At 60.4% G+C, this 22885-nt stretch carries 19 protein-coding genes; 9 read left to right on the top strand and 10 right to left on the bottom strand.

All coding sequences use genetic code 11. The features are described from left to right. Position 1: 1 nt before the first annotated feature. Positions 2-2683: a bifunctional [glutamate--ammonia ligase]-adenylyl-L-tyrosine phosphorylase/[glutamate--ammonia-ligase] adenylyltransferase gene (gene glnE / locus ACODR9_RS02730; protein WP_488807475.1), complete on the bottom strand. Its 2682-nt coding sequence runs from the start codon at positions 2681-2683 to the stop codon at positions 2-4. A gap of 59 nt (positions 2684-2742) precedes the next feature. On the opposite strand from glnE, the gene ACODR9_RS02725 reads away from it, so the two are divergent. The 5 genes from ACODR9_RS02725 (at position 2743) to ACODR9_RS02705 (ending at position 10700) form a co-directional block, all read left to right on the top strand. Further along, positions 2743-6630 (top strand): YhdP family protein, encoded by a 3888-nt coding sequence (locus ACODR9_RS02725; RefSeq protein WP_488807473.1) that lies wholly within the window; start codon positions 2743-2745, stop codon positions 6628-6630. Continuing rightward, the gene (locus tag ACODR9_RS02720; RefSeq protein ID WP_488807472.1) at positions 6627-7433 is read left to right on the top strand and encodes a carbon-nitrogen hydrolase family protein; all 807 of its coding nucleotides are present in this window, start codon (positions 6627-6629) and stop codon (positions 7431-7433) included. Before ACODR9_RS02725 ends, ACODR9_RS02720 begins: the two co-directional genes overlap by 4 nt. Positions 7434-7510: 77 nt before the next feature. Next, complete coding sequence (gene tldD, locus ACODR9_RS02715) at positions 7511-8890, top strand: metalloprotease TldD (protein ID WP_488807524.1); 1380 nt, start codon at positions 7511-7513, stop codon at positions 8888-8890. A gap of 17 nt (positions 8891-8907) precedes the next feature. Next, positions 8908-9714, top strand: coding sequence for a substrate-binding periplasmic protein (locus tag ACODR9_RS02710; protein WP_488807471.1), 807 nt, complete (start codon positions 8908-8910; stop codon positions 9712-9714). A gap of 77 nt (positions 9715-9791) precedes the next feature. Continuing rightward, complete coding sequence (locus ACODR9_RS02705) at positions 9792-10700, top strand: LysR family transcriptional regulator (RefSeq protein ID WP_488807470.1); 909 nt, start codon at positions 9792-9794, stop codon at positions 10698-10700. A gap of 31 nt (positions 10701-10731) precedes the next feature. Here ACODR9_RS02705 and ACODR9_RS02700 read toward each other — a convergent pair whose 3' ends face one another. Then, positions 10732-11445 (bottom strand): hypothetical protein, encoded by a 714-nt coding sequence (locus tag ACODR9_RS02700; protein ID WP_488807469.1) that lies wholly within the window; start codon positions 11443-11445, stop codon positions 10732-10734. Between the two features lie 563 nt (positions 11446-12008). Here ACODR9_RS02700 and ACODR9_RS02695 point away from each other — a divergent pair. After that, entirely contained in the window at positions 12009-12695 is a 687-nt protein-coding gene (locus tag ACODR9_RS02695; RefSeq protein WP_488807468.1) for a response regulator transcription factor, read from the top strand. Positions 12696-12697: 2 nt separating this feature from the next. Beyond that, positions 12698-14032 (top strand): HAMP domain-containing sensor histidine kinase, encoded by a 1335-nt coding sequence (locus ACODR9_RS02690; protein ID WP_488807467.1) that lies wholly within the window; start codon positions 12698-12700, stop codon positions 14030-14032. A 5-nt stretch (positions 14033-14037) separates the two neighbouring features. On the opposite strand, the gene ACODR9_RS02685 is transcribed toward ACODR9_RS02690, so the two are convergent. The 3 genes from ACODR9_RS02685 to ACODR9_RS02675 all read right to left on the bottom strand — a co-directional run bounded on the left by ACODR9_RS02685 (position 14038) and on the right by ACODR9_RS02675 (position 15715). After that, positions 14038-14463: a BLUF domain-containing protein gene (locus tag ACODR9_RS02685; protein ID WP_488807466.1), complete on the bottom strand. Its 426-nt coding sequence runs from the start codon at positions 14461-14463 to the stop codon at positions 14038-14040. A gap of 1 nt (position 14464) precedes the next feature. After that, the gene (folE, locus tag ACODR9_RS02680) at positions 14465-15172 is read right to left on the bottom strand and encodes a GTP cyclohydrolase I (protein WP_488807465.1); all 708 of its coding nucleotides are present in this window, start codon (positions 15170-15172) and stop codon (positions 14465-14467) included. 219 nt (positions 15173-15391) lie between these two features. Next, entirely contained in the window at positions 15392-15715 is a 324-nt protein-coding gene (locus ACODR9_RS02675; RefSeq protein ID WP_488807464.1) for a hypothetical protein, read from the bottom strand. A 63-nt stretch (positions 15716-15778) separates the two neighbouring features. On the opposite strand from ACODR9_RS02675, the gene ACODR9_RS02670 reads away from it, so the two are divergent. Next, positions 15779-16969 (top strand): GGDEF domain-containing protein, encoded by a 1191-nt coding sequence (locus ACODR9_RS02670; RefSeq protein ID WP_488807463.1) that lies wholly within the window; start codon positions 15779-15781, stop codon positions 16967-16969. A 400-nt stretch (positions 16970-17369) separates the two neighbouring features. On the opposite strand, the gene msrB is transcribed toward ACODR9_RS02670, so the two are convergent. The 4 genes from msrB to ACODR9_RS02650 all read right to left on the bottom strand — a co-directional run bounded on the left by msrB (position 17370) and on the right by ACODR9_RS02650 (position 21094). Next, positions 17370-17768 carry a peptide-methionine (R)-S-oxide reductase MsrB gene (gene msrB, locus ACODR9_RS02665; protein WP_488807462.1) on the bottom strand — a complete coding sequence of 133 codons (399 nt, stop codon included), beginning with the start codon at positions 17766-17768 and terminating at the stop codon, positions 17370-17372. A 67-nt stretch (positions 17769-17835) separates the two neighbouring features. After that, complete coding sequence (locus tag ACODR9_RS02660) at positions 17836-18471, bottom strand: histidine phosphatase family protein (protein WP_488807461.1); 636 nt, start codon at positions 18469-18471, stop codon at positions 17836-17838. A gap of 19 nt (positions 18472-18490) precedes the next feature. Further along, positions 18491-19858 (bottom strand): deoxyguanosinetriphosphate triphosphohydrolase, encoded by a 1368-nt coding sequence (locus ACODR9_RS02655; RefSeq protein ID WP_488807460.1) that lies wholly within the window; start codon positions 19856-19858, stop codon positions 18491-18493. Positions 19859-19927: 69 nt separating this feature from the next. Further along, positions 19928-21094 carry a PQQ-dependent sugar dehydrogenase gene (locus ACODR9_RS02650; RefSeq protein ID WP_488807459.1) on the bottom strand — a complete coding sequence of 389 codons (1167 nt, stop codon included), beginning with the start codon at positions 21092-21094 and terminating at the stop codon, positions 19928-19930. 225 nt (positions 21095-21319) lie between these two features. Between ACODR9_RS02650 and ACODR9_RS02645 the strand changes: the two genes are divergently transcribed. Beyond that, the gene (locus tag ACODR9_RS02645) at positions 21320-21826 is read left to right on the top strand and encodes a hypothetical protein (protein ID WP_488807458.1); all 507 of its coding nucleotides are present in this window, start codon (positions 21320-21322) and stop codon (positions 21824-21826) included. A gap of 15 nt (positions 21827-21841) precedes the next feature. On the opposite strand, the gene ACODR9_RS02640 is transcribed toward ACODR9_RS02645, so the two are convergent. Next, complete coding sequence (locus ACODR9_RS02640; RefSeq protein ID WP_488807457.1) at positions 21842-22477, bottom strand: Ivy family c-type lysozyme inhibitor; 636 nt, start codon at positions 22475-22477, stop codon at positions 21842-21844. Positions 22478-22885 lie beyond the last annotated feature (408 nt).

The following is a 22885-nucleotide window of genomic DNA, read 5'->3' as shown; positions in this document are numbered from 1 at the left end:
TTCAGGCCGTGTTGTCTGTACCGAAAACCTGCTGCCACAGTGCTTGCGCCTGCCGGTAGTGCTGGCGCAGCGTTTCGTTGACTTCCACCTTGCTGCTTTCGTTCAGTCTGGCCGCATGCTGTAGCTTGCGGTAGTGGCGGTAGGCGGCGCGTCCCTGTTCTGCCAGTTCGGGGCTGATCAGCCCGGCTTCAGCTGCAACGGCCAGCAGGGCGATATTGCCGGTGTTGCGGGTGAAGGCAGGGAGCTGGCCGGCGTGGGCCAGGATCAGGTACTGCACGATGAACTCGATGTCGATGATGCCACCGCGTGCATTTTTGATGTCGTATTCGTGTGGCGGATGGCTTTCCAGCATGCGCTGGCGCATATGGATGACCTCGTCGCGCAGCGTATCGGCATTGCGTGGCAGGGTAAGGACATCATGGCGCACGGTTTCGAAGTCTTCGCCAATGGCGGGGTCGCCAGCGACATAACGCGCCCGGGTGAGGGCCTGGTGTTCCCATACCCAGGCTTGTTTTTCCTGATAGCTGCGAAATGCCTGCATGGAGCTGACCAGCAAGCCGCTGGCGCCATTGGGGCGCAGACGCAGGTCGATGTCGTACAGAATGCCGGCGCTGGTGGCGCTGGTCAGCCAGGTGGACATCTTGCGTGCCAGTCTTGAGTACAGCTCGGTAGCGTCAGGGTGTTCGTCGTCGTACAGGAAGATGATATCCAGGTCCGAGGCATAGCCCAGTTCTTTGCCGCCCAGCTTGCCATAGCCGATGATGGCAAAGCGCGGCGTGTCAGTGTGGCGGCTGGGAATGTCGCGCCAGGCATGGCGCAGTGTGGCATCCAGCACGGTATCGGCCAGCAGCGAAAGCTGGTCGGACAGTGCTTCCACCGTCCACATGCCGGCAATGTCCTGCGCCACCAGGCGGAAGGCCTGGGCATGTTGGAAGTGGCGCAGGGTGTCCATTTTGGCCTCGATGTCGCCATCGCACTGCGCCATCTGTTCTTCCAGCTGGGCAGTCAGCGCTGGCCAGTCCGGGGTGGCGTACAGCACGCGGGCATCCAGCAGTTCATCCAGCAGGATGGGGTGGCGTGTCAGGTAAGTAGATACCCAGGCGCTGGCCGAGCACAGGGTGGCCAGCCGTTGCAGGGTTTGCGGATATTCGGTCAGCAGGGCCAGATAAGACGCGCGGCGGCTGATGGCTTCCATCAGGCTGATGATGCGCGACAGGGTGGCTGCCGGGTTGGGGAAGTGGGTGGATACCTCGATCAACGGCGGAATCAGGGCGTCGAATTTTTTGCGTCCGGCCAGCGGAATCTGCTGATAGCGCTGGCTTTGCGCCAGTGCGCGCAGTTGTCCGGCCACTGCGGGCACATCATCAAAACCCAGGGTGGTCAGTTGCTCGGCGGGGTCCTGTTCGCAAATATCGCGCCACAGGCAGGATAGCGGGTGATCCGGCGCAGTTTCGGTGGGCAGGATGAATACCTGTTCAAAGTGGCGCGTTACTTTGCGCCGCTCGGCATTCAGTGCGTCCAGAAAGTCATGCCAGTTGCCAAAGCCCATGCTGGCGGCTATGCGGGCCTGGTTTTCCTCGCTGGTGGGCAGCGTCTGGGTTTGTTGGTCGTCCAGGTATTGCAGGCGATGTTCCAGATTGCGCAAAAAGGCGTAAGCCTCCTGCAGCTCAGTGACGGCGGCGGGTTCCAGCAGGCGCAGTTCGGCCAGCCGCTCCAGCGTGGCGCGGGTGCTGCGCAGTTGCAGGCTTTTGTCGCGGCCACCGCGAATCAGCTGGAATACCTGGGCGATGAATTCCACTTCACGGATGCCGCCTGGCCCCAGCTTGATATTGTCGGCCATGTCGCGCCGGGCCACTTCACGGCGAATCTGGGCGTGCAGCTCGCGCATGGCACCGTAGGCGTTGTAATCCAGATACTTGCGGTAGACGAAGGGGCGTACCATATCGGCCAAGCCGGTAATATCTCCGGTCAGTGCCTTGGCCTTGATCCAGGCATAGCGTTCCCACTCGCGGCCCTGGGTGAGCAGGTAGTTTTCCAGTGCCGCAAAGCTCATCACCAGCGGGCCGGAGTCGCCGTAAGGGCGCAGGCGCATGTCGACACGGAATACCTGGCCATCCAGCGTGACGTCATTGATCAGGCTGATGATGCGCTTGCCCACCTGGCTGAAGTATTCGTGATTGCTGATTTTGCGTGGGCCGCTGGTTTCGCCGCCTTCGGGATAGATGAAAATCAGGTCGATGTCGGAGGAGACATTTAGCTCGCCACCGCCCAGCTTGCCCATGCCGATGACGATGAGCTGTTGCACTTCGCCGCTGTCCTCGCCGATGGGCTGGCCGTATTGCGGCAGCGAGCGGCAGGCGCAGGCCAGTGATTGCCGTACGGCAAACTCGGCCAGCAGGCTGATGGTGCAGACCACCTCGTCGAGCGTAGCCAGACCGTTGTGGTCGCGCGTGATCAGCCGTGCCATGACCGCCTGACGCAGCCGACGCAGGGCTGAGGCCATGCCGTCTGGCTCGTCCAGGGCGTCCCAGTCGGCGAAGTTGGCCATTTCTTCTGCATCCAGCGCATGCTGCAGGCGACTGAGCAGCAGGGCATGCTGTTCGGGCTGGGCAGTCAGCAGCCGGTCCAGATAAAGTGAAAAGGCACGACTGTGGGCAATGGCATGCTCCGGGTTTGCTGGCATAATGGCGCTGCACTCGCTGGTTGGTCCTGATAACACCTCATTGTATCGGTTTAGCTCATTTGGAAAAGCCCCTGCACCTGCTTGCCAGAATCCACGTCATTCGCCTGCTGCGCAAAATGTTGCGCGTCGGCGGTCTGTTGCTGTTGCTGGCAGCTATCGTGGTGGGCAGCGCTTTTTCGGTATTCAACTGGTGGTTTCTGCCACGGCTGGAACAATTTCGTCCCGAGCTGGAAGCCAGCCTGTCTCAGGCTTCGGGCCGACAGGTTCGTGTAGCCACCTTGTCCGGCCAGTGGCAGGGCGTGGCTCCACGGCTGCAACTGGGCGGTCTGCGTATTGCCAACCCGGTTACCGGAGAAGCACTGACGTTGCAGCAGGTGACGGTGCTGCCTTCATGGTGGTCGCTGCTGACCTGGCAACCGCTGTTTTCCAGCATCATCATCCAAGGGCCGAGTGTGGCGCTGGTGCGTAATGCTGATGGTCATATCCTGCTGAATGGTTTCGACCTGTCAGCCAAGCCGGACCAGCCGCAAGCCACAGAGAGCGAACCTGCCGCCAACTGGCTGCTGCAACAGAAGCATATTGAAATCAGCCAGGCGCATATCAGCTGGGAAGACAAGCTGCTGGGCTTGCCCCGGCTGGATTTACAGCAAGGCCAGCTGATTCTGGGCAAGACCCTGCTGGGCCATCGCCTGACCTTGTCGGGCAAGCCGGTTGCCACCTTGGGCAAGGGCTTTGACATGGAGTTGTCATGGCGTGGCAATGATTTTCGTCAGTGGCGGAATTGGGCTGGCAGTGCGCGGGTGCGGCTCAATGGCGCGCAGGCCGGCATGCTGTCGCGCTACATGGAGAAGGTTGGTCTGGTTAATAGCGGTGAAGGCAGTGGCACGCTGGAGGCAGATTTTTCCGATGGTTATATCAACAGTCTGAATGCCGATGTCAGCATCCGCAATGCGGCCTATACCCCACGGGATGCGCACACCCTGGTTTTGCCGGTTATCAGCGGCAAGCTGCAACTGGAGCGCTCTGGCAATGGTACTTATGCCATCAATGCATCCAAGCTGACGCTGGCCAGTGCCAGCGGCCTGGCGTTCGACAATTCCAGCATTCGTGGTAACTGGCTGCCGGGCGAGCAGGGCCATGGTCAACTGACGTTGGATAATGTCAATGTGGCGCACCTGACGCCTTTTCTGCACGCACTGGGCGGGGATGGCAATTCGCTGTTTTCGCGCTTTGCCCCCAGCGGACAGTTGAAAAACCTGTCGCTCAATTGGAAGGGGCCGTTGCAGTCGCCGCGTCAATATACGGTGGCAACCCGTTTTGATTCTCTGGCCTGGCAAGCATTTGCCACCGTGCCGGGTATCAGCGGGGTCAGCGGTTCGCTACGTTTTGGCGAGCAGGGTGGCAGCCTGCAACTGGACAGCCATCATGCAACACTGAATTACCCGGCAGTTTTCCCGCAGTTGCTCAACTTCGACCAGCTTAATGCCCGTGTGGACTGGAAAAACCAGGGCAATGAGACTGACGTGGAGTTTCATGAGGTCCGTTTTGCCAATGCCGATCTGAATGGCCGCTTTGGCGGGCATTACCATCATGGCGACAAGGGACCGGGCGTGGTGGATTTCACCGCCAACGTGGACAAGGTAGCTGCCGTCCGGGTGCCCGCTTATCTGCCGCACGCGGTGGGCCAAGATACCCTGCGCTGGCTCACGCAGGCGCTGCAAGGTGGTACGGCCAGTGATGTACGCATGATTCTGAAAGGTGATCTGGCCGACTTTCCCTTTGCCGGAGGCAAGAACGGGCAGTTCAGCGTGGACGCCAAGGTGGAGCAGGGCAAGTTGCTGTACGAAAAAGGCTGGCCCACCATCGACAACATCCAGGCTGATCTGGGTTTCCATAATGAAAAAATGCTGATTGCCGCGCGCTCCGCCACTACGCTGGGTGTGCCGCTGTCCGCCGTACAAGTGGGTATAGACAATCTGGGTGCGGCTCAGCCGGTGCTGACGGTGCTGGGACGCGCCCGGGGGCCGCTGGCCAGCATGTTGAAATTCACTACCAACAGCCCGGTAGACGGCTGGCTGGATGGTTTTACCGGCAATCTGCAAGGGGCAGGCAATGCTGAGCTGAACCTGAAGCTGGGCATTCCCCTGTCAGGCAAGGAGCCGGTCAGGGTTAGGGGTGACATCCTGCTGGCGGGTAATCAACTGGGCTTTCGCACCCTGCCCATTCCCACCTTGCGTGATGCGCGCGGTACGCTGACTTTTACCGAACACGGTGTCGAAACCAATGGTGTCAGTTTCAATGCCCTGGGCGGGCCTTTCCTGTTGAAAGCAGCCAGCACCCAGTCCGGACGCATGAGTTTTGATATTCATGGCGAAGCCGACAGCAAGCAGGCGCTGGACCACTATTTGCCCATCTTGTCGCCCTATGTCAGTGGCCACTCACCGTTTGCGGTGCAGTTTGTGGTGCAGAAGGGGCTGGAAAACCTGGTCGTCAGCTCCAGTTTGCAGGGTGTCAGTATTCTGGCTCCGGCGCCGGCTGGCAAACCTGCGGCCGATGTGTTGCCGCTGTCATTGCGGGTAACGCCTGGAAAGACCGCTCAGCAGCCGGTACGGCTGGATCTGGACGTGGGTACGGTGGCCAGTGGCAGCCTGGTACTGGATGAGCATGGCAATCTCAAAACCGGGGTCATTGCCTCTGGTCGCCCGCAGGGCAAGCAGCCGGACGAAGGCCTGGTATTGCGGCTGGCTGCGCCCAAGGTGGATTTGCCGCGCTGGGTGGATGCCATCACCGGGCCTTCCGGCTTGCATGGCAATACGGCTGCCGCCGGCAAATCGCTGCAGTTTGACCTGCCTTTGCTGATCGACCTGCAAACCCCGGAACTGGACAGCTGGGGTGGTAGCCTGCACAAGGTAACGGCCACGCTGGGGAATCGGCGCATCCGCAATGGCTGGTCGCTGGAGGTGCGGGCGCATGAACTGAGCGGCAGCATCGATTACCTGCCCGAGGGCAATGGGCTGGTGCGTGCCAATCTGGCCTATGCCCAGCTCAATCCACCGGAAAAGGGCAGTGCAGCAGATGGCGACGCCGCCATGGCTGACAAGGGCGATTGGCCCGCACTGGATATTCGCGTGGGTGACCTGATTTATCAGAACAGATCAGTCGGCAAGCTGGAAGTGCGCGCACGCCGCGAAGGGCGTGACTGGGTGCTCAATCCGCTGCGTCTGGTGGCACCGGAAGGCAGCTTGCAAGGCAGTGCGCGCGTGCGTCGCAGCGACAGCGGCAAGGAAGTGCAAACCCGTTATCAACTGGATAGCAGCGATGTGGGCAAGCTGCTGGCCCGCGTTGGCCTGCAGGATACCTTCCGCAAGGGTGAAGGCACACTCACCGGCAATATGAGTTGGCCGGGCGGTTTGTTTGATGTCAGCGCCAGTCAGCTTTCCGGCGAGATGACGCTGGCGCTCAAGAATGGTCGTTTTGCCAAGGTGGACCCGGGAGTGGCGCGCCTGCTTGGCGTATTGAGCCTGCAGTCGCTGACGCGCCGGGTAAAGCTGGATTTCACCGATGTATTCAGCGACGGCTTTGCTTTTGACTCCATCACCGGCGATGCCCGTATCAGCAAGGGTGTGTTTGTTTCTGATAATGTGCACATGAAAGGCCCGGCGGCAGATGTCTACCTGCGTGGCCAGGTGAGTCTGGCCAATGAAACCCAGGACGTGCATATCAAGGTACAGCCTCATCTGGCCGAGAGCGTGGCGCTGGCTGCGGGCGCGGCGCTGCTCAACCCGGTGGTGGGGGTGGCGGCGCTGGCGGCACAGAAAGTACTGCAAGATCCGGTCGGCAAGATTTTGTCGGTCGAGTATGACCTGACCGGTTCCTTTGCCAATCCCAAGGTGGAAAAAAAGGCAGCGGAACCTTTGAGAAACAGCAAACGGATCATCACGCCATGAAACAGAAATTTATCGCTGCCGCCGTACAGATGGTGTCCGGTACCGATGTCGCTGCCAACCTGGCCCGTGCTGCCGTGCTGGTGGCGCAGGCTGCGGCTGCCGGAGCCGCCTTCGTGGTGTTGCCCGAATACTTCTGCCTGATGGGCAGGAAGGATGGCGACAAGGTGGCCATCTGCGAAGAGGCGGGCAGTGGCCCGCTGCAGACGGCGCTGGCCGCCATGGCGCGTGACAACAAGGTCTGGCTGGCTGCCGGCACCATTCCGCTGCGCAGCCCGGAGCCGGGCAAGGTATTCAATACCACCCTGGTATTCGACCCCGATGGCGTGGTACAGGCGCGTTACGACAAGATCCACCTGTTTGGCTATACCGGAAATGGCGAGCGCTATTGCGAGTCTGACAGTATTCTGGCCGGCAGTACGCCGGTCAAGGTGGATATCGGTCTGGCAGAAGTAGCCTGCGGTATCTGCTACGATCTGCGCTTTCCCGAGCTGTTCCGCCAGTTGGCACCATTTGATGTGATGATTCTGCCGGCAGCGTTTACCGCAGCCACCGGCGAAGCCCACTGGGAGGTGCTGATGCGCGCCCGCGCCATCGAAAACCAGTGTTATGTGATTGCCTCCGGACAAGGCGGTACTCACGAAAACGGCCGCAAAACCCATGGTCAGTCCATGATCATCGACCCCTGGGGGCGCATTCTGGCGCAGCAGGCCAGTGGCGAAGGTGTCGTACTGGTCGAGATTGACCCCGCATTGCTGCATTCGGTACGCAGTGGCCTGCCGGCCCTGGCGCACCGTGTGCTTTGACAGAAAGACCCACCATGCAAGACGCTTTCAGTATTGCCGATCAGTTGTTGCTTGCGCCCTATGGCGTAGACGAAGCCATGATCGAGAAAACCTTTGCCCGCATGCGTCAGCATGCCGTCGACTATGCCGACCTTTACTTTCAGTACACCCGCAGCGAGGGCTGGAGTCTGGAAGAGGGTATCGTCAAATCCGGTAGCTTCAGCATTGATCAGGGGGTGGGGGTACGCGCTGTTTCCGGCGACAAGACCGCCTTTGCCTATTCCGACGACATCGGCGCGGATGCCATCAATCGGGCGGCAGATGCCGTGCGCGCCATCGGCCTCGTGGGTGGGGATGGCAGTGCTGGCCGCCAGTCGCCGCAGCGCGCGCGCGATCTTTATCCGGCCATCGACCCCTGTCACAGCCTGGAAGCGGCTGCCAAGGTAGCCCTGCTGGAAAAGGTGGAAAAGCTGGCCCGTGCCATGGACCCGCGCGTGATTCAGGTGATGGCCGGTGTGGCTTCGGAATATGACGTGGTTTACGTCGCGCGGCATGATGGCGTCCGCGCCGCCGATGTGCGTCCGCTGGTGCGGCTGTCGGTGCATGTGATTGCCGAGCACAATGGCCGGCGCGAGCAGGGCTCGGGCGGCGGCGGTGGCCGCTTTGACCTGACCCGCTTTGACGATGCGCTGGTGGAACTGTATGTGCGTCAGGCCGTGGATCAGGCGCTGATCAACCTGGAAGCCCGTCCGGCACCTGCCGGTCAGATGACGGTGGTGCTGGGGTCCGGCTGGCCGGGCGTGCTGTTGCACGAGGCCATCGGCCACGGTCTGGAAGGCGATTTCAACCGCAAGGGCACGTCGGCCTTCTCCGGCAAGCTGGGCCAGCGTGTGGCCGCCGCCGGGGTGACCGTGGTGGATGACGGTACGTTGGATGGCCGTCGCGGTTCGCTGGCCATCGACGACGAAGGCAATCAGACCAACCGTACCGTGCTGATTGAAGATGGCATTCTCAAGGGCTATATGCAGGATGCGATGAACGCCCGTCTGATGCAGGTGGCTCCCACTGGCAATGGCCGACGCGAATCCTATGCCCACATCCCGATGCCGCGCATGACCAACACCTATATGCTGGGCGGCCAGCATGATCCGGCAGAAATCATTGCCTCGGTGAAAGACGGCCTGTATGCCGCCAATTTTGGTGGCGGGCAGGTGGACATTACCAGCGGCAAGTTTGTGTTCTCTGCCTCGGAAGCCTGGCGCATCGAAGACGGCAAGCTGACTTACCCGATCAAGGGGGCCACGCTGATCGGTAATGGCCCAGATGTGCTGGGTTATGTGTCGATGATAGGCAATGACATGGCCCTGGATCAGGGCGTGGGCGTGTGCGGCAAGGAAGGGCAGAGCGTACCTGTGGGGGTAGGCCAGCCTACCTTGCGTATTGATGGCGGGCTGACGGTTGGCGGTACCGGCGGCTGACAGGGTAGCTGGCATTCATGACACAAGCAAAGACCGGCCTGGCATCTGGCCGGTGGCTGTTGCTGCTGGCTGGGTTCTGCCTGTGGCAATCCGTGGCGGCGCAGGATTTTACTGTGGCGGTGGAAGAGTCCGACAACCATCCCTTTGAGTTTGTGCAAGGGGATGGCAAGACGCACGGTGGCTTTCATCTGGACGTGATTGATCAGGTTGCCGCCCAGCTGGGCTGGCATGTGGTGTACAAGCCCATGCCCTGGCAGCGTGCCCTGCGCAGCCTGCAATTAGGTAGGGTGGATGCGCTCAGCTATCTGGCGCGCACGCCGGAGCGTGATGCCTATGCCGTATTTCTGCCGGCTGCCATTCAGCATCGCCAGTTTGCCGGCCTGTTTGTGCGGCGCTCCCAGCGCCAGCATTTTCCCGATACCGCCAAGCCTTGCTCTTATGCGGGTTATCACATTGCAGCGGCCAGCAACTACTTTTATGGCGACATCGTGCAGCAAGCGATGCGTGAATGCTGGCAGATCGACATGACGGCCAGCTCCAAGGAAGAGGTGTTCTCCAAGCTGCTGGCCGGGCGTATCGATATCGCGGTGGCTTATGGCACTTCCTTGCAATCGCTGGATGCCCAGATGCCGGAGTTGCAATCCCAGGTGGTTGCCCTGCGCGAGCCGCGCTGGCTGATTGGCGATTTCTACCTTGGATTCTCGCGCAAGGCCATGTCGGCGCAGCGGATTGATGCCTATGTCGGTGCGCTGGGCAGCTTCCGGCAAAGCCCGGCGTATCAGCAACTGGTACGCAAATACAATATGAAGCCCTTCCTGCCCTAAGCCGCAGGGGACGGCTGCCTGCGTCCTTGTGGCCGCATTTTTTCTCACCGGATACGACGACTGTCGCAGGAGGAAGCATGGTTCGGCTGGAAGACATACAAATCCTGCTGCATACCGCGCAACTGGGCAGCCTGTCCGCCGCTGCGCGCGCGCTGGACATCAGCCCGGCAGTGGCCAGTGCCGCCCTGAAGCGGCTGGAGGGTGAGCTGGGTACTCATCTGCTGGTTCGCTCAACGCGCAGCTTGCGCCTGACTGCGGATGGCGAGCGCTATCTTGAGCATGCCCGCAGTGCGCTGGATGCCTTGCAGGCCGGTGCCCAGGCGCTGGCTGCTGGTCGGCAGACCCTGCAAGGTCAGCTCAGCCTGTCCATGCCCTCCGATATTGGCAGGCAATTGCTGCGTCCCTGGCTGGATGTGTTTCTGGATGAGCATCCGGGGGTGCGGCTGCAACTGCATATCAGCGACCGTCTGGCCGATCTGTACCGCATGCCGGTCGATGTGGCGCTGCGCTACGGCGTGCCGGAAGACTCCAGCCTGGTCGCCCTGCCCATGTTGCCGGATAACCGGCGTCTACTATGCGCTGCACCGTCCTATCTGGAGCGCCACGGCTGGCCTGAGCAGCCGGAAGATCTCGCTGCCCATGCCTGCCTGCGGCTGGTGCTGGGAGATGCACTGCATGAACGCTGGCGCTTTGTCCGGCAAGGCGAGTGGAGCACGGTCATGGTCAGCGGGCGCCGCAATAGCGACGATGGGGAAATCGTCCGGCGCTGGGCGGTGGACGGACAGGGGATAGCCTACAAATCCCGACTGGATGTGCTGGACGATGTGCGTGCCGGCCGCTTGCTGCCCTTGCTGCCCGACTACCAGACCGAGCGTGCGCCGCTGTATCTGGTCTGCCCGCATCGCATGATGCTGTCGCCACTGGTCGTCCGCCTGCGCGAATTTCTACAGCTGCGCCTGCAGCAGTACGTGGACGCACCGCTGTAGTCCGCATCTGATCCGTCCTGATCCGTCAACCTCAACTTTGCGTGCTCAACAGGCTCCCGACTGAGCTGGTGTAGCTATTGCTCTGACTGTGCTGCAGGTTTTGCAGCAGGGCGCTCAGGAAAGATTGCAAGTTAGCCGAGGTATTGCTGCCGGACGTCGCACTGTCGCTGGCGCTGCTGCCAGTGGCCTGCGGGACACTGCTAAGCAGATTGTTGAAATCGCTTTGCAGGGTGCTGAGCGCACTGGAGCTGCTGGTGCTGCCAGATGCGCTGGATAGCTGCTGGATCAGGCTTTGCAACTGGCTTTCGGCATTACCGTAAGCGCTGGTGCTGCTGTCGCTGCTGCTGTTATCGGTGCTGCTGGTCGACGTACTGGTGGACTTCAGCGCGGCAAACAGGTCGTGCATGAATGTGTGCATGGCCTGCATCGGGTTTTGGGTAGTGCCCGTGCTGCTGACGCTGTCGTTGCTGTCACCGTCGTCATCTGGCGGCGGAGGCGGCATGCCGGCAAGCGAAGCATTACTGCTGTTGCCCGTGCCATTGCTGCTACTGCTGGAGGAGGGCGGCTGCAAGGAAATACCCAGCTGGCTTAATGCCTGTTCCACGCTTTGCATGAAGGCATCATTGCCACCACGGTGCTTGCCATGATGGCGGGCTTCACTGCTGCTTGATGTTGTACTGGTCTGGCTGCTGCCTGACAGGCTGCCGTAAATGGATGTGCTGCTGCTAATACCTGAAATGCTCATGATGACGGCTCCTGATGCTTGCAATTGAGCGGTGCGGTGTCGCCATGGGTGCTGCAGCCGGCGACAAGCGCGATGCTGCAGCTAGGCAAGTTTCAGGCCAGTAAGTGACGGTGTAAATGTAAAAACATGTTAGAAAATGTTAGTGATTGTCGTGGTGTACGGAAAAACGCCCATGCTCTGCTAAGGTGTGGCCTGCGTTGGCTTGTGGCCTGTTGCACGGAATGGAAAAAATTGCCGTCACCGGCAATAGGCTGCCGCCGCAAAATGGTAAATATTCATTGCAGACAGTGGCTTGCCACTGTTTTCAGATTGCCGCCAGGCAATTTTTGCCGCTTGGTGCTGATGGCAGCCGCCCGAATGAGAGAGGGACCCGGGGCAAGCGGGCAGGCGGCTACCGCTTGCCATCATGCGCGGCTGATCCGTTAAAAGCGGTTAGCGCCGGGTAAAGCGCTATAAATCAGTGTAAATGGCAGTAAAACTTCACCCGCAACCGGCTGCGATGTGGATTATGTCTGCCGACAGCCCCCGGGAGAGGGGGGTAATGCAATAAATCAGGATGGAAAATGAGAATACTGCTGGTGGATGACGATATTGAATTGGCCGACATGCTGGGCAGCTACCTGGAGCGGGAGTCCTGCCTGGTACAGAAAGTGAGTGACGGCACCAGCGCGGTGGTGCAAGCGCTGTCCGGTCAGTTCGACCTGATGGTGCTGGATGTCATGATGCCTGGGCTCAGCGGGGTGGAAGTGCTGCGGCGCGTACGCGAGCACAGCATGCTGCCGGTGCTGATGCTGACGGCCCGTGGTGACGATACCGACCGCGTGCTGGGGCTGGAGCTGGGTGCCGATGACTATGTCCCTAAACCCTGCACGCCGCGCGAGCTGCTGGCACGCATTCGGGCCATCCTGCGCCGCACTGGCAACCAACCGCAGCCGGCGCATGAAACCGACGTCCTGCGCGAAGGCCCGCTCACCATGTGGCCGGGCGAGCGCCGTGCCCATTGGGGTGAAGACCCGCTGGAGCTAACCAGTACCGAATACAGCCTGCTGGAACTGCTGGTGCGCCATGCCGGCCAGCCAGTTGGCAAGGACGTGTTGTCCAAGCAGGCCTTGGGCCGTCCGCTGGCCCGGTTTGACCGCAGCGTGGATGTACACATGAGCAGCATCCGGCAGAAGCTGTCACGCGTGGCTCCGGGCCGCATCTGCATCCAGACCGTGGTACGTCGCGGTTACCAGTTCATCAAGGCCTGAACATGGGACGTTTGTTCTGGAAGCTGTTTCTCATTCTGTGGCTGGCGCAGATCTGCACCGTGGTCGGGGTGGGGGCGGTATTCTGGATCAAGCATCGTAACGAGACAGCCGCCGTTATCGAGCAACGCCATCCCATGGACGGTACGGTGCTGGATCTGGCAGCCAGCTTGCTGCGCCATGAAGGTAGTGCCGGTTTGCGCAGGCAGCTGGAAGGCATGCGCGCGCGCGGACGCGACTATCTGTACATAGTGGACGATCACGGGCATGAATTGCTGGGTCGTGCAGTCCCGGCGGCAGACCATCTGGCCCACCGTCCCACCCGTGAGGTAAGCCTGCCGGATGGTAGCCATTACCGGCTGGTGCTGCTGCCACCCGGTCCGCCGCTAGGCCTGCCTGGAGACCCTGGCAGGCCTGGGCACGGTGGCCCGGATGATCCAGGCCCGATTCCGCTGATTCCCGTGGTGGGGGCTTTGTTGGGCAGCCTGTTGTTTGGTGCCATTCTTGCGCGCTATCTGTCCAAGCCCATTCACCTGATGAGCGAAGCGTTTCAGTCGGTAGCCAAGGGCAATATGGATGTCAATCTGGCCAGCCGCATTGGCGGACGCCGCGATGAACTGGCCGATCTTGGCCGTGACTTCGACAGTCTGGCGCAAAGGCTGAAGCAGCTGATCGTGGGTCAGCGCCGCTTGTTTCACGATGTATCGCACGAACTGCGCTCGCCGCTGGCCCGGCTGAATGCGGCAGTCGATTTGGCGCGACAGCAGCCCGAGCGTCTGGATGAATGGCTGGGACGGATCGAACGTGAGTCCGGCCGCATGGATATGCTGGTGGGCGAAGTGCTGGCGCTGGCTCGGCTGGATGCCGAAGGTGCACAGCACCCGCCGGAACGGCTGGCAATCGATGTATTGCTGGAAGAGCTGATTCCCGACGCCGAATTCGAAGCAGAGGCCAATGACTGCAGCATTCTGCTGCTACAGACCGATATGGCCGAAGTCATGATGCAGCCGGAGCTGTTGTCGCGGGCGCTGGAAAATGTGGTGCGCAATGCCATTCACCATACGCGCAAAGGCAGTGCGGTTTCACTGGCGGTAGTGCGTTCGGCTACGGAGGTAAGGATCGACGTGTGCGATTGCGGCCTCGGCGTGCCGGAACCCGAGCTGGAAACCATCTTCGAGCCCTTCTTCCGCAGCGAGCAGAACAGCCAGCCGGGGGGCTACGGTTTGGGCCTGGCCATGGCGCACCGCATTGTGCAGGCCCACCATGGCAGTATCAAGGCCAGCAATCTGCCGCAGGGTGGGCTGTGTGTCAGCATCACCCTGCCGTTGGCGCCAGCCTGAACTTGTTAGCCCTTGGAGCGCAGGCCGCCGGAGTTGCCCAGTTCGCTGAGCAGGCGGCAGGTGGTTTTACCGCTCAGACGGAAAGGGTCCAGCACCGGGCTGGAAGAGTGCCGCAGCAGCAGTGCGGCATTTTTCTTGTCTAGCGGTGCCTGTGCCATCGACCAGCAGGCAAACTCGCGCTGGTCGACTTCCTCGTAGCTAAGCAGGGTAACGTCGCCATGACGGCTATCGCGGCAAATGGTCTGATACAGCGCATTGACTTCGGCACGCCCACCTTCCAGTGCCTGTACGAACACACCGTCGCCATAGCACAGCACGCCGGTGATGCCACGTTCGGGGTTGTGTTGATGGGCGGCATCCAGAATCTGCCGCACCAGTTCGCTGTTGATGGGGGTGGTGCTGCGGCTGGCGTAAATCAGGCGAACGAGCATGTCAGTTTCCTCTGTGCAGCAGCGACAGGAATTCCCGGCGCAGGTTGGCGTCGCGCAAGAAAGAACCGCGCATCACGCTATTGGTCATCTTGGAATTACTGTCCTTCACCCCGCGCCAGTGCATGCAGAAATGATCGGCCTCCATGACGATGGCCAGGCCGTCCGGCTGCAGCTTGTCCATCAGCAAGTCGGCAATCTGCATCACGGCTTCTTCCTGGATTTGCGGTCGGGTCATCACCCAGTCAATCAGGCGGGCGTACTTTGACAAACCGATGAGGCTGGAGTGTTCATTGGGCATCACGCCCACCCATACCCGGCCCATGATGGGGCAGAGGTGGTGCGAGCAGGCACTGCGTACCGTGATGGGGCCGACGATCATCAATTCGTTCAACTGCTCGATGTTCGGAAATTCGGTATTCGGCGGGCTGGCAACATAACGGCCACGAAAAACTTCGCGTACAAACATCTTGGCAACACGCCGTGCCGTGTCCTGGGTGTTGTGGTCATTTACCGTGTCGATGACCAGGCTTTCCAGCACCCCTTGCATCTTGGCTGCCACTTCCTGTTGCAGCAAATCCAGTTCATCGCCCTCGATGAAGTCGGCAATATTGTCGTTGGCGTGAAAGCGCACGCCGGCATTCTGCAGACGGTAGCGTATGCGGGAGGAAACGCTATCCGTCGTCGTGGCGTTGTTATCCGTTTTGCTCATGGTGGCTTTGGCCTTTATCTTCGATGGCTGGCGCAGTCCGGCTGCAGGCTGTTGCGCGTGGACGTTTTTCTGCCAGTCGCTGTTTATCCGTGATGTGTGTGGCAAGCGATGCTGGTGTGCTGCCGCTGAAATCCCTGTTTTGCATGGTAATGCGCCGCAGAGGCCGGGGAAAGAAAAACCGGAATCAGCATTGCTAAATGGTGACGCTAAGCTGGGCTTTCAAGACTGCGGCCCGGTTTTCTGCTGCCGGTAAAGGCAGGGTTGGCCGGATGCTTCCAGCACATCCAGGCAGGGTTGGCGCTTGCTCTTGATCTTCAGGGCACGGCAGGCGTAAGGAAAGCGGACATCATGGCTGATGTGGTAGTGGCGACAGTCCAGGCATTGCCGGCGGGGTTGGAGGGCTTTTCCGGTAGCGGGCATGATGTGGCCGGACAGAGTGGAAACTGCCGCGATTTTGCCTGTTGCTGTGCCTAATGTGAATAATTGTTTTAAATGCTGATGTTGGCTGTCATTTTTGGTATAAAGCTGAAGTGCATCTTGCAAATCCGGCCCCATCCGTTTGCAAGGCGGGCTTCCCGGCTGCTCAAGCCGGTATTGATACCCATCATGACTATCGACCCCGTACTGGTTCTGGCCCCGATCTTCCTCACCACCGAATTGCTGAGTCTGGCGCTGTGCTTGGCGCTGGCTTCGCTGCGGCGTAGTGGCCTGCCCGGCGTATCGCAGTGGCTGCTGGCCAATATTGCCGTTGTGGTTTATCTGCCGCTGTTGGGTTTGCGTGGGGTGGTTCCCGACAGTATTTCCATTGTGGCCGCCAATGGCATCCTGGCTTTGTCTGTTGCTCTGTACTATGCAGGCTGTGCCCATTTTCTGGGCCAGCCGCCACGCTGGAACTGGCTGCTGGGCGGTGCGCTGCTGCAGGTGCTGGCGGTAAGCTACTGGCGCTATGGGGACAACAGCCTCCCCATGCGGGTGATGGCCATTTCTGTTTACAGTGCCGTGGTGTGTACCGCCACGGCCTGGCTGATGCTGAAACATTATCGTGGCCGGCGCAGCAGCGTGCATTATCGCTTGCTGACCGGGCTGGCCTGTATCTTTGCCTTGTCACAGCTGGTACGCAGCATCTACTTCTACACCCTGTACCCGGCTCCCACCAGCATGATGCTGGCCAGTGGCTGGAATATCATGCTGCTGTGCCTTGGCGCAGCCATCATGCCTGCCTTGTCGATGTCTGCCGTGCTGATGCTGCACGAGTCTTTGCAGACGGAGGCTGAAAACGCGGCCAATCGCGATTTTATGACCGGGGCGCTGTCACGCAAGCATCTGTTTACCATCGGGCAGCAGCAAATCCTGCATGCGGCGGCATCGCATCAGCCATTAACGCTGCTGCTGATCGATCTGGATCACTTCAAAATCATCAATGACACGTTTGGCCATGCAGCTGGCGACGAAGTGCTACGGGCTTTTGCCGACATGGTGCGTGGGCATCTGCGCGGGCCGGATGCCTTGGGCCGCTTGGGCGGGGAGGAATTTGCCATTCTGTTACCCGATGCCACCGTGGCGGCCGGATGGCAGGTGGCCGAGCGGCTGAGACAACAGGCGCAGCAGCATCTGGTCAGTAGCAGTTTTGGTGATTGTCGCTACAGCATCAGCATTGGTGTGGCGGGCTGGCATGGTGGTGAAAGTTTCGATCAGTTATGCCGCCGTGCCGACCAGGCTTTGTACGAGGCCAAAAACAATGGCCGCAACCGGGTCCATGTCAGCCCGGTTGGCGTAGTGCCCGTGGCGGTGGGTTGAGCCATGTCGGGATGTGGCGTGAGCATGGGTGAGGTTTTTCATTCTGGTGGACGAGTATCGCTGCGGAAGCGCCAGCGCAGTCCGCAAAAGCCGTTTTTCCGGCAAAGCCATTGCAAGATCGTGTTGTTCCTGGATTGCTAACCGAATACAGCCAGGCCGCAGGCCATCGCATGGTGGTGACAACATAAAAGCCGCAGCGTGCGGCTTTTATGTTGAGTGGCACATTTTATTGCCGGCTAACTAGTCCGGAAAGACATTTTCGATCTGCTACGTTCCTGGGGCGCTGGCGAGAAAACGGCAAAAAAATTGGGCAAGCCCTCTTGGGGCGCCCAATTCTGATGCAAATTTCCAAGTGTAAAGTGATTAACTTCAATAACTTGGCGTCCATGCGCCTGCGGGATCAGTCGGCTGGCTTGAAGCGCAGGCAGACGGAGTTGATGCAGTAACGCTCGCCGGTGGGTTCCGGGCCGTCAGGAAAAACGTGGCCCAGATGGGCATCGCAGTTGGCGCAACGTACTTCTACACGCAGCATGCCGTGGGATGTATCGCGCAGGCGCTTGATGCGCTCGCCAGCGGCTTCGGCCCAGAAGCTGGGCCAGCCGCAGCCGGCGTCGAATTTGGTGTCGGCGTGAAACAGCAGGCTGCCGCAGCAGATGCAGTGATAGTCACCCTGTTCGGTGCGCTGGTAATGTTCGCCGCTGAACGGACGTTCGGTACCGCCCTGGCGGGCGACACGGTATTGCTCCGGGCTGAGCCGGGTGCGCCACTCGGCATCACTGATGGATTTTGGGTTGTTCATGGCCATTCCTTGGGGTGGGCTGTGGCAGTTTGTCGTGGCAGCAGGCGTGATCTGACGCACGGCAGGCTTATAGTTCGTCCAGGCTGTTGTCCAGATGGGATTGATCGGCCCATTTTTCAATTTCCCAGTTGCCGTCCCGGTAGATGACCCAGTTGAGTGCGGCATTGGGAATGGGAAAGTCGCGGGCGCCGCTCAGGCCCTGGCCACTGGCGGTGCGGTGCACCATCTCCAGTACGCCGCCATGGCTGACCACCATAATCTGCTCTCCCGCATGGTGCTCTGCCAGTTGCTGCATGCAGTGCATGATGCGCTGCTGAAAGTTGTGCAGGCTCTCGCCGCCTTGCAGGTCGAAATGCAGGTCGCGTTCCTGATGTAGCCGGTAAGCGTGCGGGATATGTTCACGCGCTTCGTCGAAGGTGTGGCCCTGGAAGGCACCGTAATGCCGTTCTTTTAGCGCCGGGTGGGTTTGCAGTGGCAGGCCCAACTGGCGGCTGATGGCCGTGGCGGTCTGGCGGGCGCGGGTGAGTTCGCTGACATGCAGGGCGCTGAACGCCAACTGTTGCTGTGCCAGTGCCCGCGCCAGTTGCTCGGCCTGTTGCAGGCCGCGCGGGTTGAGCGGGATATCCAAATGGCCTTGCAGGCGGCGCTCGCGGTTCCAGTCGGTTTCGCCGTGGCGGATCAGGCAGAAGCGGGTGGTGTGCATGGATGGTGTCCGGATGGGGTTACAGAATGCCGACGCCGGATATTTCGCGAGCCAGGTTGGCGGCGTAGTTGTCGGTCATGCCTCCAACAAAGTCCAGCACCTTCATGTATGCCTGATACAAGCTGTCCTCGGCGTTGACGTGTTGATCCAGCAGGCCCATGGCCAGATGCTGGCGCGGGGTCAGCTGGCCGTGCCCTTTGGTGATGAGGGCGTGCACGGCTGGAACCAGTACATCCAGAATGGTGGCAACGCAGGGGTAGGAGGCCAGCTCGGTCACCAGCTTGGTGCGATGGCGGTATACCTTGTTGCTGGCCAGTTCCTTGGCCTGGATCAGTGCTTCCTGTACCTCGGGGTCGGTCAGGTTGATCAGGTCCTTGGCCGGAAACTCGCCAGCCAGCAAGGCGTTGTGGTGCAGCATGAATTTTTGCGCCACTTCGGCCACACAGCGGCCAATGGCAATGCCGCGCAAGGTGGCGCATTTCTGCTTCACATCATGCAGGTTCCATATTTTTTCGTATTCGGTGAAGCGGGAAAACAGGCCTTCGAATTCCCGTACGTCCAGAATGCCAATTTCTACCGCATCTTCCAGATCGAGAATGGCATAGCAGATATCGTCGGCCGCTTCCATCAGGTAGGACAGCGGATGCCGGCCCCATTCCAGCGGCCCCTTGCGTGGTAGTTGCAGCTCGGCGGCAATGCGCTCGAAATAGGGCAGCTCGGTGCGATAGATATTGAACTTGTCACGTTCCAGCGCCTTGGGGGCATCTGCGGTCCACGGATACTTGATCAGTGCGCCCAGTGCCGCAGCAGTCAGGCGCATGCCGCCTTCGTGGCTGTACATTTCCAGTGTGGCCAGCATGCGCAGGCCGTGGGCATTGCCTTCGTAGGTTTGTACATCGCGTAGCTGGGCGGCATCCAGCGTGGCCAGGTATGGCGCGTTGCGGGCATCGCGGAACCAGTCGCGCAGCGCGTCTTCGCCAGTATGGCCAAACGGCGGGTTGCCGATATCGTGCGCCAGGCAGGCTACCTGTACCACCGCGCCGATATCAAACGGGCTGTAGCCGCCAGGCATCACGCCGGCGTGCTGCATCATCACGCCCACCCGGTTGCCCAAGCTACGCCCGACGCTGGCCACTTCCACGCTGTGGGTGAGGCGGTTGTGGGTGTGGTCGTTCTGGGCGAGTGGATGTACTTGGGTTTTGCGGCCCAGGCGGCGGAAGGCACTGGAAAACACCACCCGGTCGTGGTCGATGTGAAAGTCGCTGCGCAGGCCGGCACTGCCCTCATCCGTGGCAGGGGTGTGGGTGGGTTTGATTTCGCCCTGTACCACCTTGAAGCGCTGGGTGGACAGCAGGGCAGTCCATTGTTGTTGCTGGTGTTGGGTCATGGCAGGCCGTGGCAGGTTGGATGGTGGGATGATAGGGGCTTTGTCGGCAGTGGAAAAGCAGGCGGCTGTTTATGGTTGGGCATACAGCCGGATCAACTGGCCGTGACGGTCGTCAGTCAGGTAGAGCGCGCCATCTGTACCCACGCGGACTTCCACCGGGCCGCCCGGCCCCTTGCTGTCCTTCCAGTTGCTGATCAGTTCAACCCCCTTGCCATTGGGCAGTCCCTGGCGGTCGGTCGGGTAGGCCATCAGGCGGTGGCCATGCTGGCGATAGCCATGAAAGCCCACGATCAGCCAGCCGGCAAAGCGGGCCGGGGTGTTTGGCCCCAGCCACCAGGTCAGGCCAAGTGGTGCGGCGTGGGCGGGAAGCAGACGGTAGGGGGCGGTGGTTTGACGGCAGTCATAAGCCGGGTATTCCGGTGCGGCCTGCTGCATGTCATAGCAGTAGGGCCAGCCGTAGTGCTTGCCGGGTTGTAGCAGGTTCAGTTCGTCGTGGGGCAGTTCGTTGTCATTGGGCAGATGCAGCTTCAGCTGGATGGCATCGCGACTGTTTTCGGCCTGCAGTACGATGCCGCTGCGTGGGTGTACACCCAGCGCCATGCTGTTGCGCAGGCCGCGTGCAAATACGCCCTTGTCACTTACCTTGCCATCCTTGTCGATGTGATAGCGCCACACCACGCCCGCCTGGTCTTGTTCACTCTCGGGGCAGCGCAGCGCGGCCAGTTGTGCCGGGGTGGCTGTTTCGCAGTTGTCGGAAGAACTGCCGATGTTGACATACAGATCGCCATTGGCTGCCAGGGCAAAGGTGGTGAGTGGATGACGCTGGCGCAAGGGCAGGGTGATCACGGTTTCGCTTTGCTGTGGTGTTGCCGGATCAAAACACACTATGCGTCCCACCTCGCCCACGTAAATCTTGCCGTCTGGCCCTTGTACCACACCATGCGGGCGATCCAGCCCCCGGGCCAGCACGGTTTGCTGCCAGCCGTCGGCTTTGTGTTCCAGTTGTAGCAGCCGGCCTTGGGCGGCATCCCAGCGTTGCATCTCGGTGAGCAGCAGCTTGCCATCGGGCAAGATGGCAAGGCCGCGCGGCATTTTCAGGCCGCTGGCAATCACTTCGGCACACAGGCCAGGCAGGGGCCGCATGCCGGCAGGAACCGCTTGCGGGCAGTTGCTGGCTGCGATTGACGAGAGTGGCAGTAGCAGCAGGGCAAGGGTAAGCAGGTAGCTGGCGCGCATGAATTTTCTCCAGTCGCCCGGTTTGGGAGGGGGAAGGGAGTCAACAATAACAAGGTCATGCCGGAAAGTCGTCAAGGATGTGTCGGTATTCATGCAAAGAAAGGCTGCTGAGTCGTAAATACCGGTTGCAGTGATTGTGCATGCAAATGATAATGATTGTCATTAACAAGCGTGTGAGGTGGTGCCATGCTGTGGGCAACGATTCAGCTAGGTGGAATGGGGCTAATGCTATTGACCCGGCTAGCTTACCGGCCATTGCTGCAGCGGGATAGCCGCCTGCTGGTGGGGCGGTGGATTCTGCGGTGGCCGGTCTTGATCGGGATGGGGCTTCTGCCCTTGCTGGCCGCCGTGGGCGGGCAGCATTTGCTGCCGCTGGCCCTGTCGCCACTGGCGGGGCCGCTTGGATGTCTGATGCTGGCCTATGCCTGCTGGCTGTTCTGGCGCAGCCAGCATGATGTGCTGCTGGGCAAGGATGGCTGCGAGCCGTGGCGGGGCGGCGTGTACCAGCGTATTCGCCATCCTTTGTATGCCGCCTTGTGGCTGGCGGCTTTTGCACAGGTTCTGTTGCTGCAGGATGTGCTGGCTGGCAGCGGTGGTGTGCTTGCGCTGCTGTTCAGCTATGGGCGCAGTGTCCGGCGCGAGGAAAGCCAGAGGCTGCAGTGGCTGGGTGAGGCCTATCGTCAGTACATGCAGCGCACTGGCCGGCTGTGGCCGCGTGGCCTGGCCCGCTAACCGTGGGCCAGGCATTCAGGGCTGGGGGCTGATATTGCCCAGCATGGTGTTGATTTCCGCCGGACGGTACAGGGCCGGGCCGCTGCGATACACGGTAAGCCGGCCTTGTTCGATCAGCCCCACTTCCAGTTGTCGGCTGGGCGGGTCCAGCAGCAAGTAGGCCATTTCTCTGCCGCCTTCATGCGGCTTGTTGCCGCTGACAAATAGCAGCTGGTCCCGGCTTAGTGGGCCGCTGACCTGCATGTTTTGCTGGAAAACGGCAAATTTGCTCCCCAGCAGCTGCCGTAGCGCCTCTGCCACCGCACCTGTCTGGTACAGGCCGATTTCAGCCGGATAGCTCCCCACCTTGTTTTCCAGCGCCTGCCATGATTTCTCACTGCCGATTTTGGATGCCGGTTTCAGGATGGCGATGGCGCTGCCCAAGGCCGGGTTGTTGGTTGCCAAGGTTTCAAGCTGCTGCTTTGCCTCGGTAGCCACATCGCTTGCCTGCAGGCGCAGCTTGGCAAGTGGGGCGCTACTGTCTTGCAAGCGCTGGTGGGCCACCCCGATGGCGGCAGAAGCAAGCTGTTGTGCCTGCTCGCTTTGTTGCGGACTGCAGGCGGACAGTAGGCAGAGCGCTGCCATGGGCAGGATTTTTTTCTGGATGTTCATGAATACTCCTGATGATTGCAGTCATGGCAGAGCCACGGGATGCGGTTGGAGTTCCCCTCGTTTTATTGTAATAATGCTACGTTAATTCTTGTTTTTCTCTGTAATCAACATTCACTATGAAAAATAGCGATGTTTGAAAACGAACATCCATGCGCATTGCCGGTGTGCCCATGGTATTGTCGGTCGGCTGCTTCGGGTGTGGTGCTGATGGCAGCGGGCGATATTGTCGTATCGTGTGGCCCGCTGTGATTCTGTGCATGGTTTTTATGTATTTTGCTGCTATGGTATTGATTATTGGTAGCTAATTTGAAGTGTGCCTGCGCGCGCTGCCAGAATGCAGTGTGGTCGATGTGCACAGTCGCGCAGTCATGCACCCCGGTGCGGGTGGAGTTTGATCTGCATCAAGCT

The sequence above is a fragment of the Aquitalea sp. FG25 genome, assembly GCF_057809375.1.
The sequence above is the reverse complement of the archived record's forward strand: the minus strand, read 5'-3'. Positions and strand labels throughout refer to the sequence as shown.

What these genes read in the sequence shown, in the direction of transcription:
- ACODR9_RS02700 (WP_488807469.1), bottom strand. Translation starts at nt 11,445, where the DNA reads ATGAGCATTTCAGGTATTAGCAGCAGCACATCCATTTACGGCAGCCTG.
- tldD (WP_488807524.1), top strand. Translation starts at nt 7,511, where the DNA reads ATGATCGAGAAAACCTTTGCCCGCATGCGTCAGCATGCCGTCGACTAT.
- ACODR9_RS02655 (WP_488807460.1), bottom strand. Translation starts at nt 19,858, where the DNA reads ATGACCCAACACCAGCAACAACAATGGACTGCCCTGCTGTCCACCCAG.
- ACODR9_RS02640 (WP_488807457.1), bottom strand. Translation starts at nt 22,477, where the DNA reads ATGAACATCCAGAAAAAAATCCTGCCCATGGCAGCGCTCTGCCTACTG.
- ACODR9_RS02670 (WP_488807463.1), top strand. Translation starts at nt 15,779, where the DNA reads ATGACTATCGACCCCGTACTGGTTCTGGCCCCGATCTTCCTCACCACC.
- folE (WP_488807465.1), bottom strand. Translation starts at nt 15,172, where the DNA reads ATGAGCAAAACGGATAACAACGCCACGACGACGGATAGCGTTTCCTCC.
- ACODR9_RS02660 (WP_488807461.1), bottom strand. Translation starts at nt 18,471, where the DNA reads ATGCACACCACCCGCTTCTGCCTGATCCGCCACGGCGAAACCGACTGG.
- ACODR9_RS02720 (WP_488807472.1), top strand. Translation starts at nt 6,627, where the DNA reads ATGAAACAGAAATTTATCGCTGCCGCCGTACAGATGGTGTCCGGTACC.
- ACODR9_RS02710 (WP_488807471.1), top strand. Translation starts at nt 8,908, where the DNA reads ATGACACAAGCAAAGACCGGCCTGGCATCTGGCCGGTGGCTGTTGCTG.
- ACODR9_RS02645 (WP_488807458.1), top strand. Translation starts at nt 21,320, where the DNA reads ATGCTATTGACCCGGCTAGCTTACCGGCCATTGCTGCAGCGGGATAGC.
- glnE (WP_488807475.1), bottom strand. Translation starts at nt 2,683, where the DNA reads ATGCCAGCAAACCCGGAGCATGCCATTGCCCACAGTCGTGCCTTTTCA.
- ACODR9_RS02705 (WP_488807470.1), top strand. Translation starts at nt 9,792, where the DNA reads ATGGTTCGGCTGGAAGACATACAAATCCTGCTGCATACCGCGCAACTG.
- ACODR9_RS02685 (WP_488807466.1), bottom strand. Translation starts at nt 14,463, where the DNA reads ATGCTCGTTCGCCTGATTTACGCCAGCCGCAGCACCACCCCCATCAAC.
- msrB (WP_488807462.1), bottom strand. Translation starts at nt 17,768, where the DNA reads ATGAACAACCCAAAATCCATCAGTGATGCCGAGTGGCGCACCCGGCTC.
- ACODR9_RS02690 (WP_488807467.1), top strand. Translation starts at nt 12,698, where the DNA reads ATGGGACGTTTGTTCTGGAAGCTGTTTCTCATTCTGTGGCTGGCGCAG.
- ACODR9_RS02695 (WP_488807468.1), top strand. Translation starts at nt 12,009, where the DNA reads ATGAGAATACTGCTGGTGGATGACGATATTGAATTGGCCGACATGCTG.
- ACODR9_RS02650 (WP_488807459.1), bottom strand. Translation starts at nt 21,094, where the DNA reads ATGCGCGCCAGCTACCTGCTTACCCTTGCCCTGCTGCTACTGCCACTC.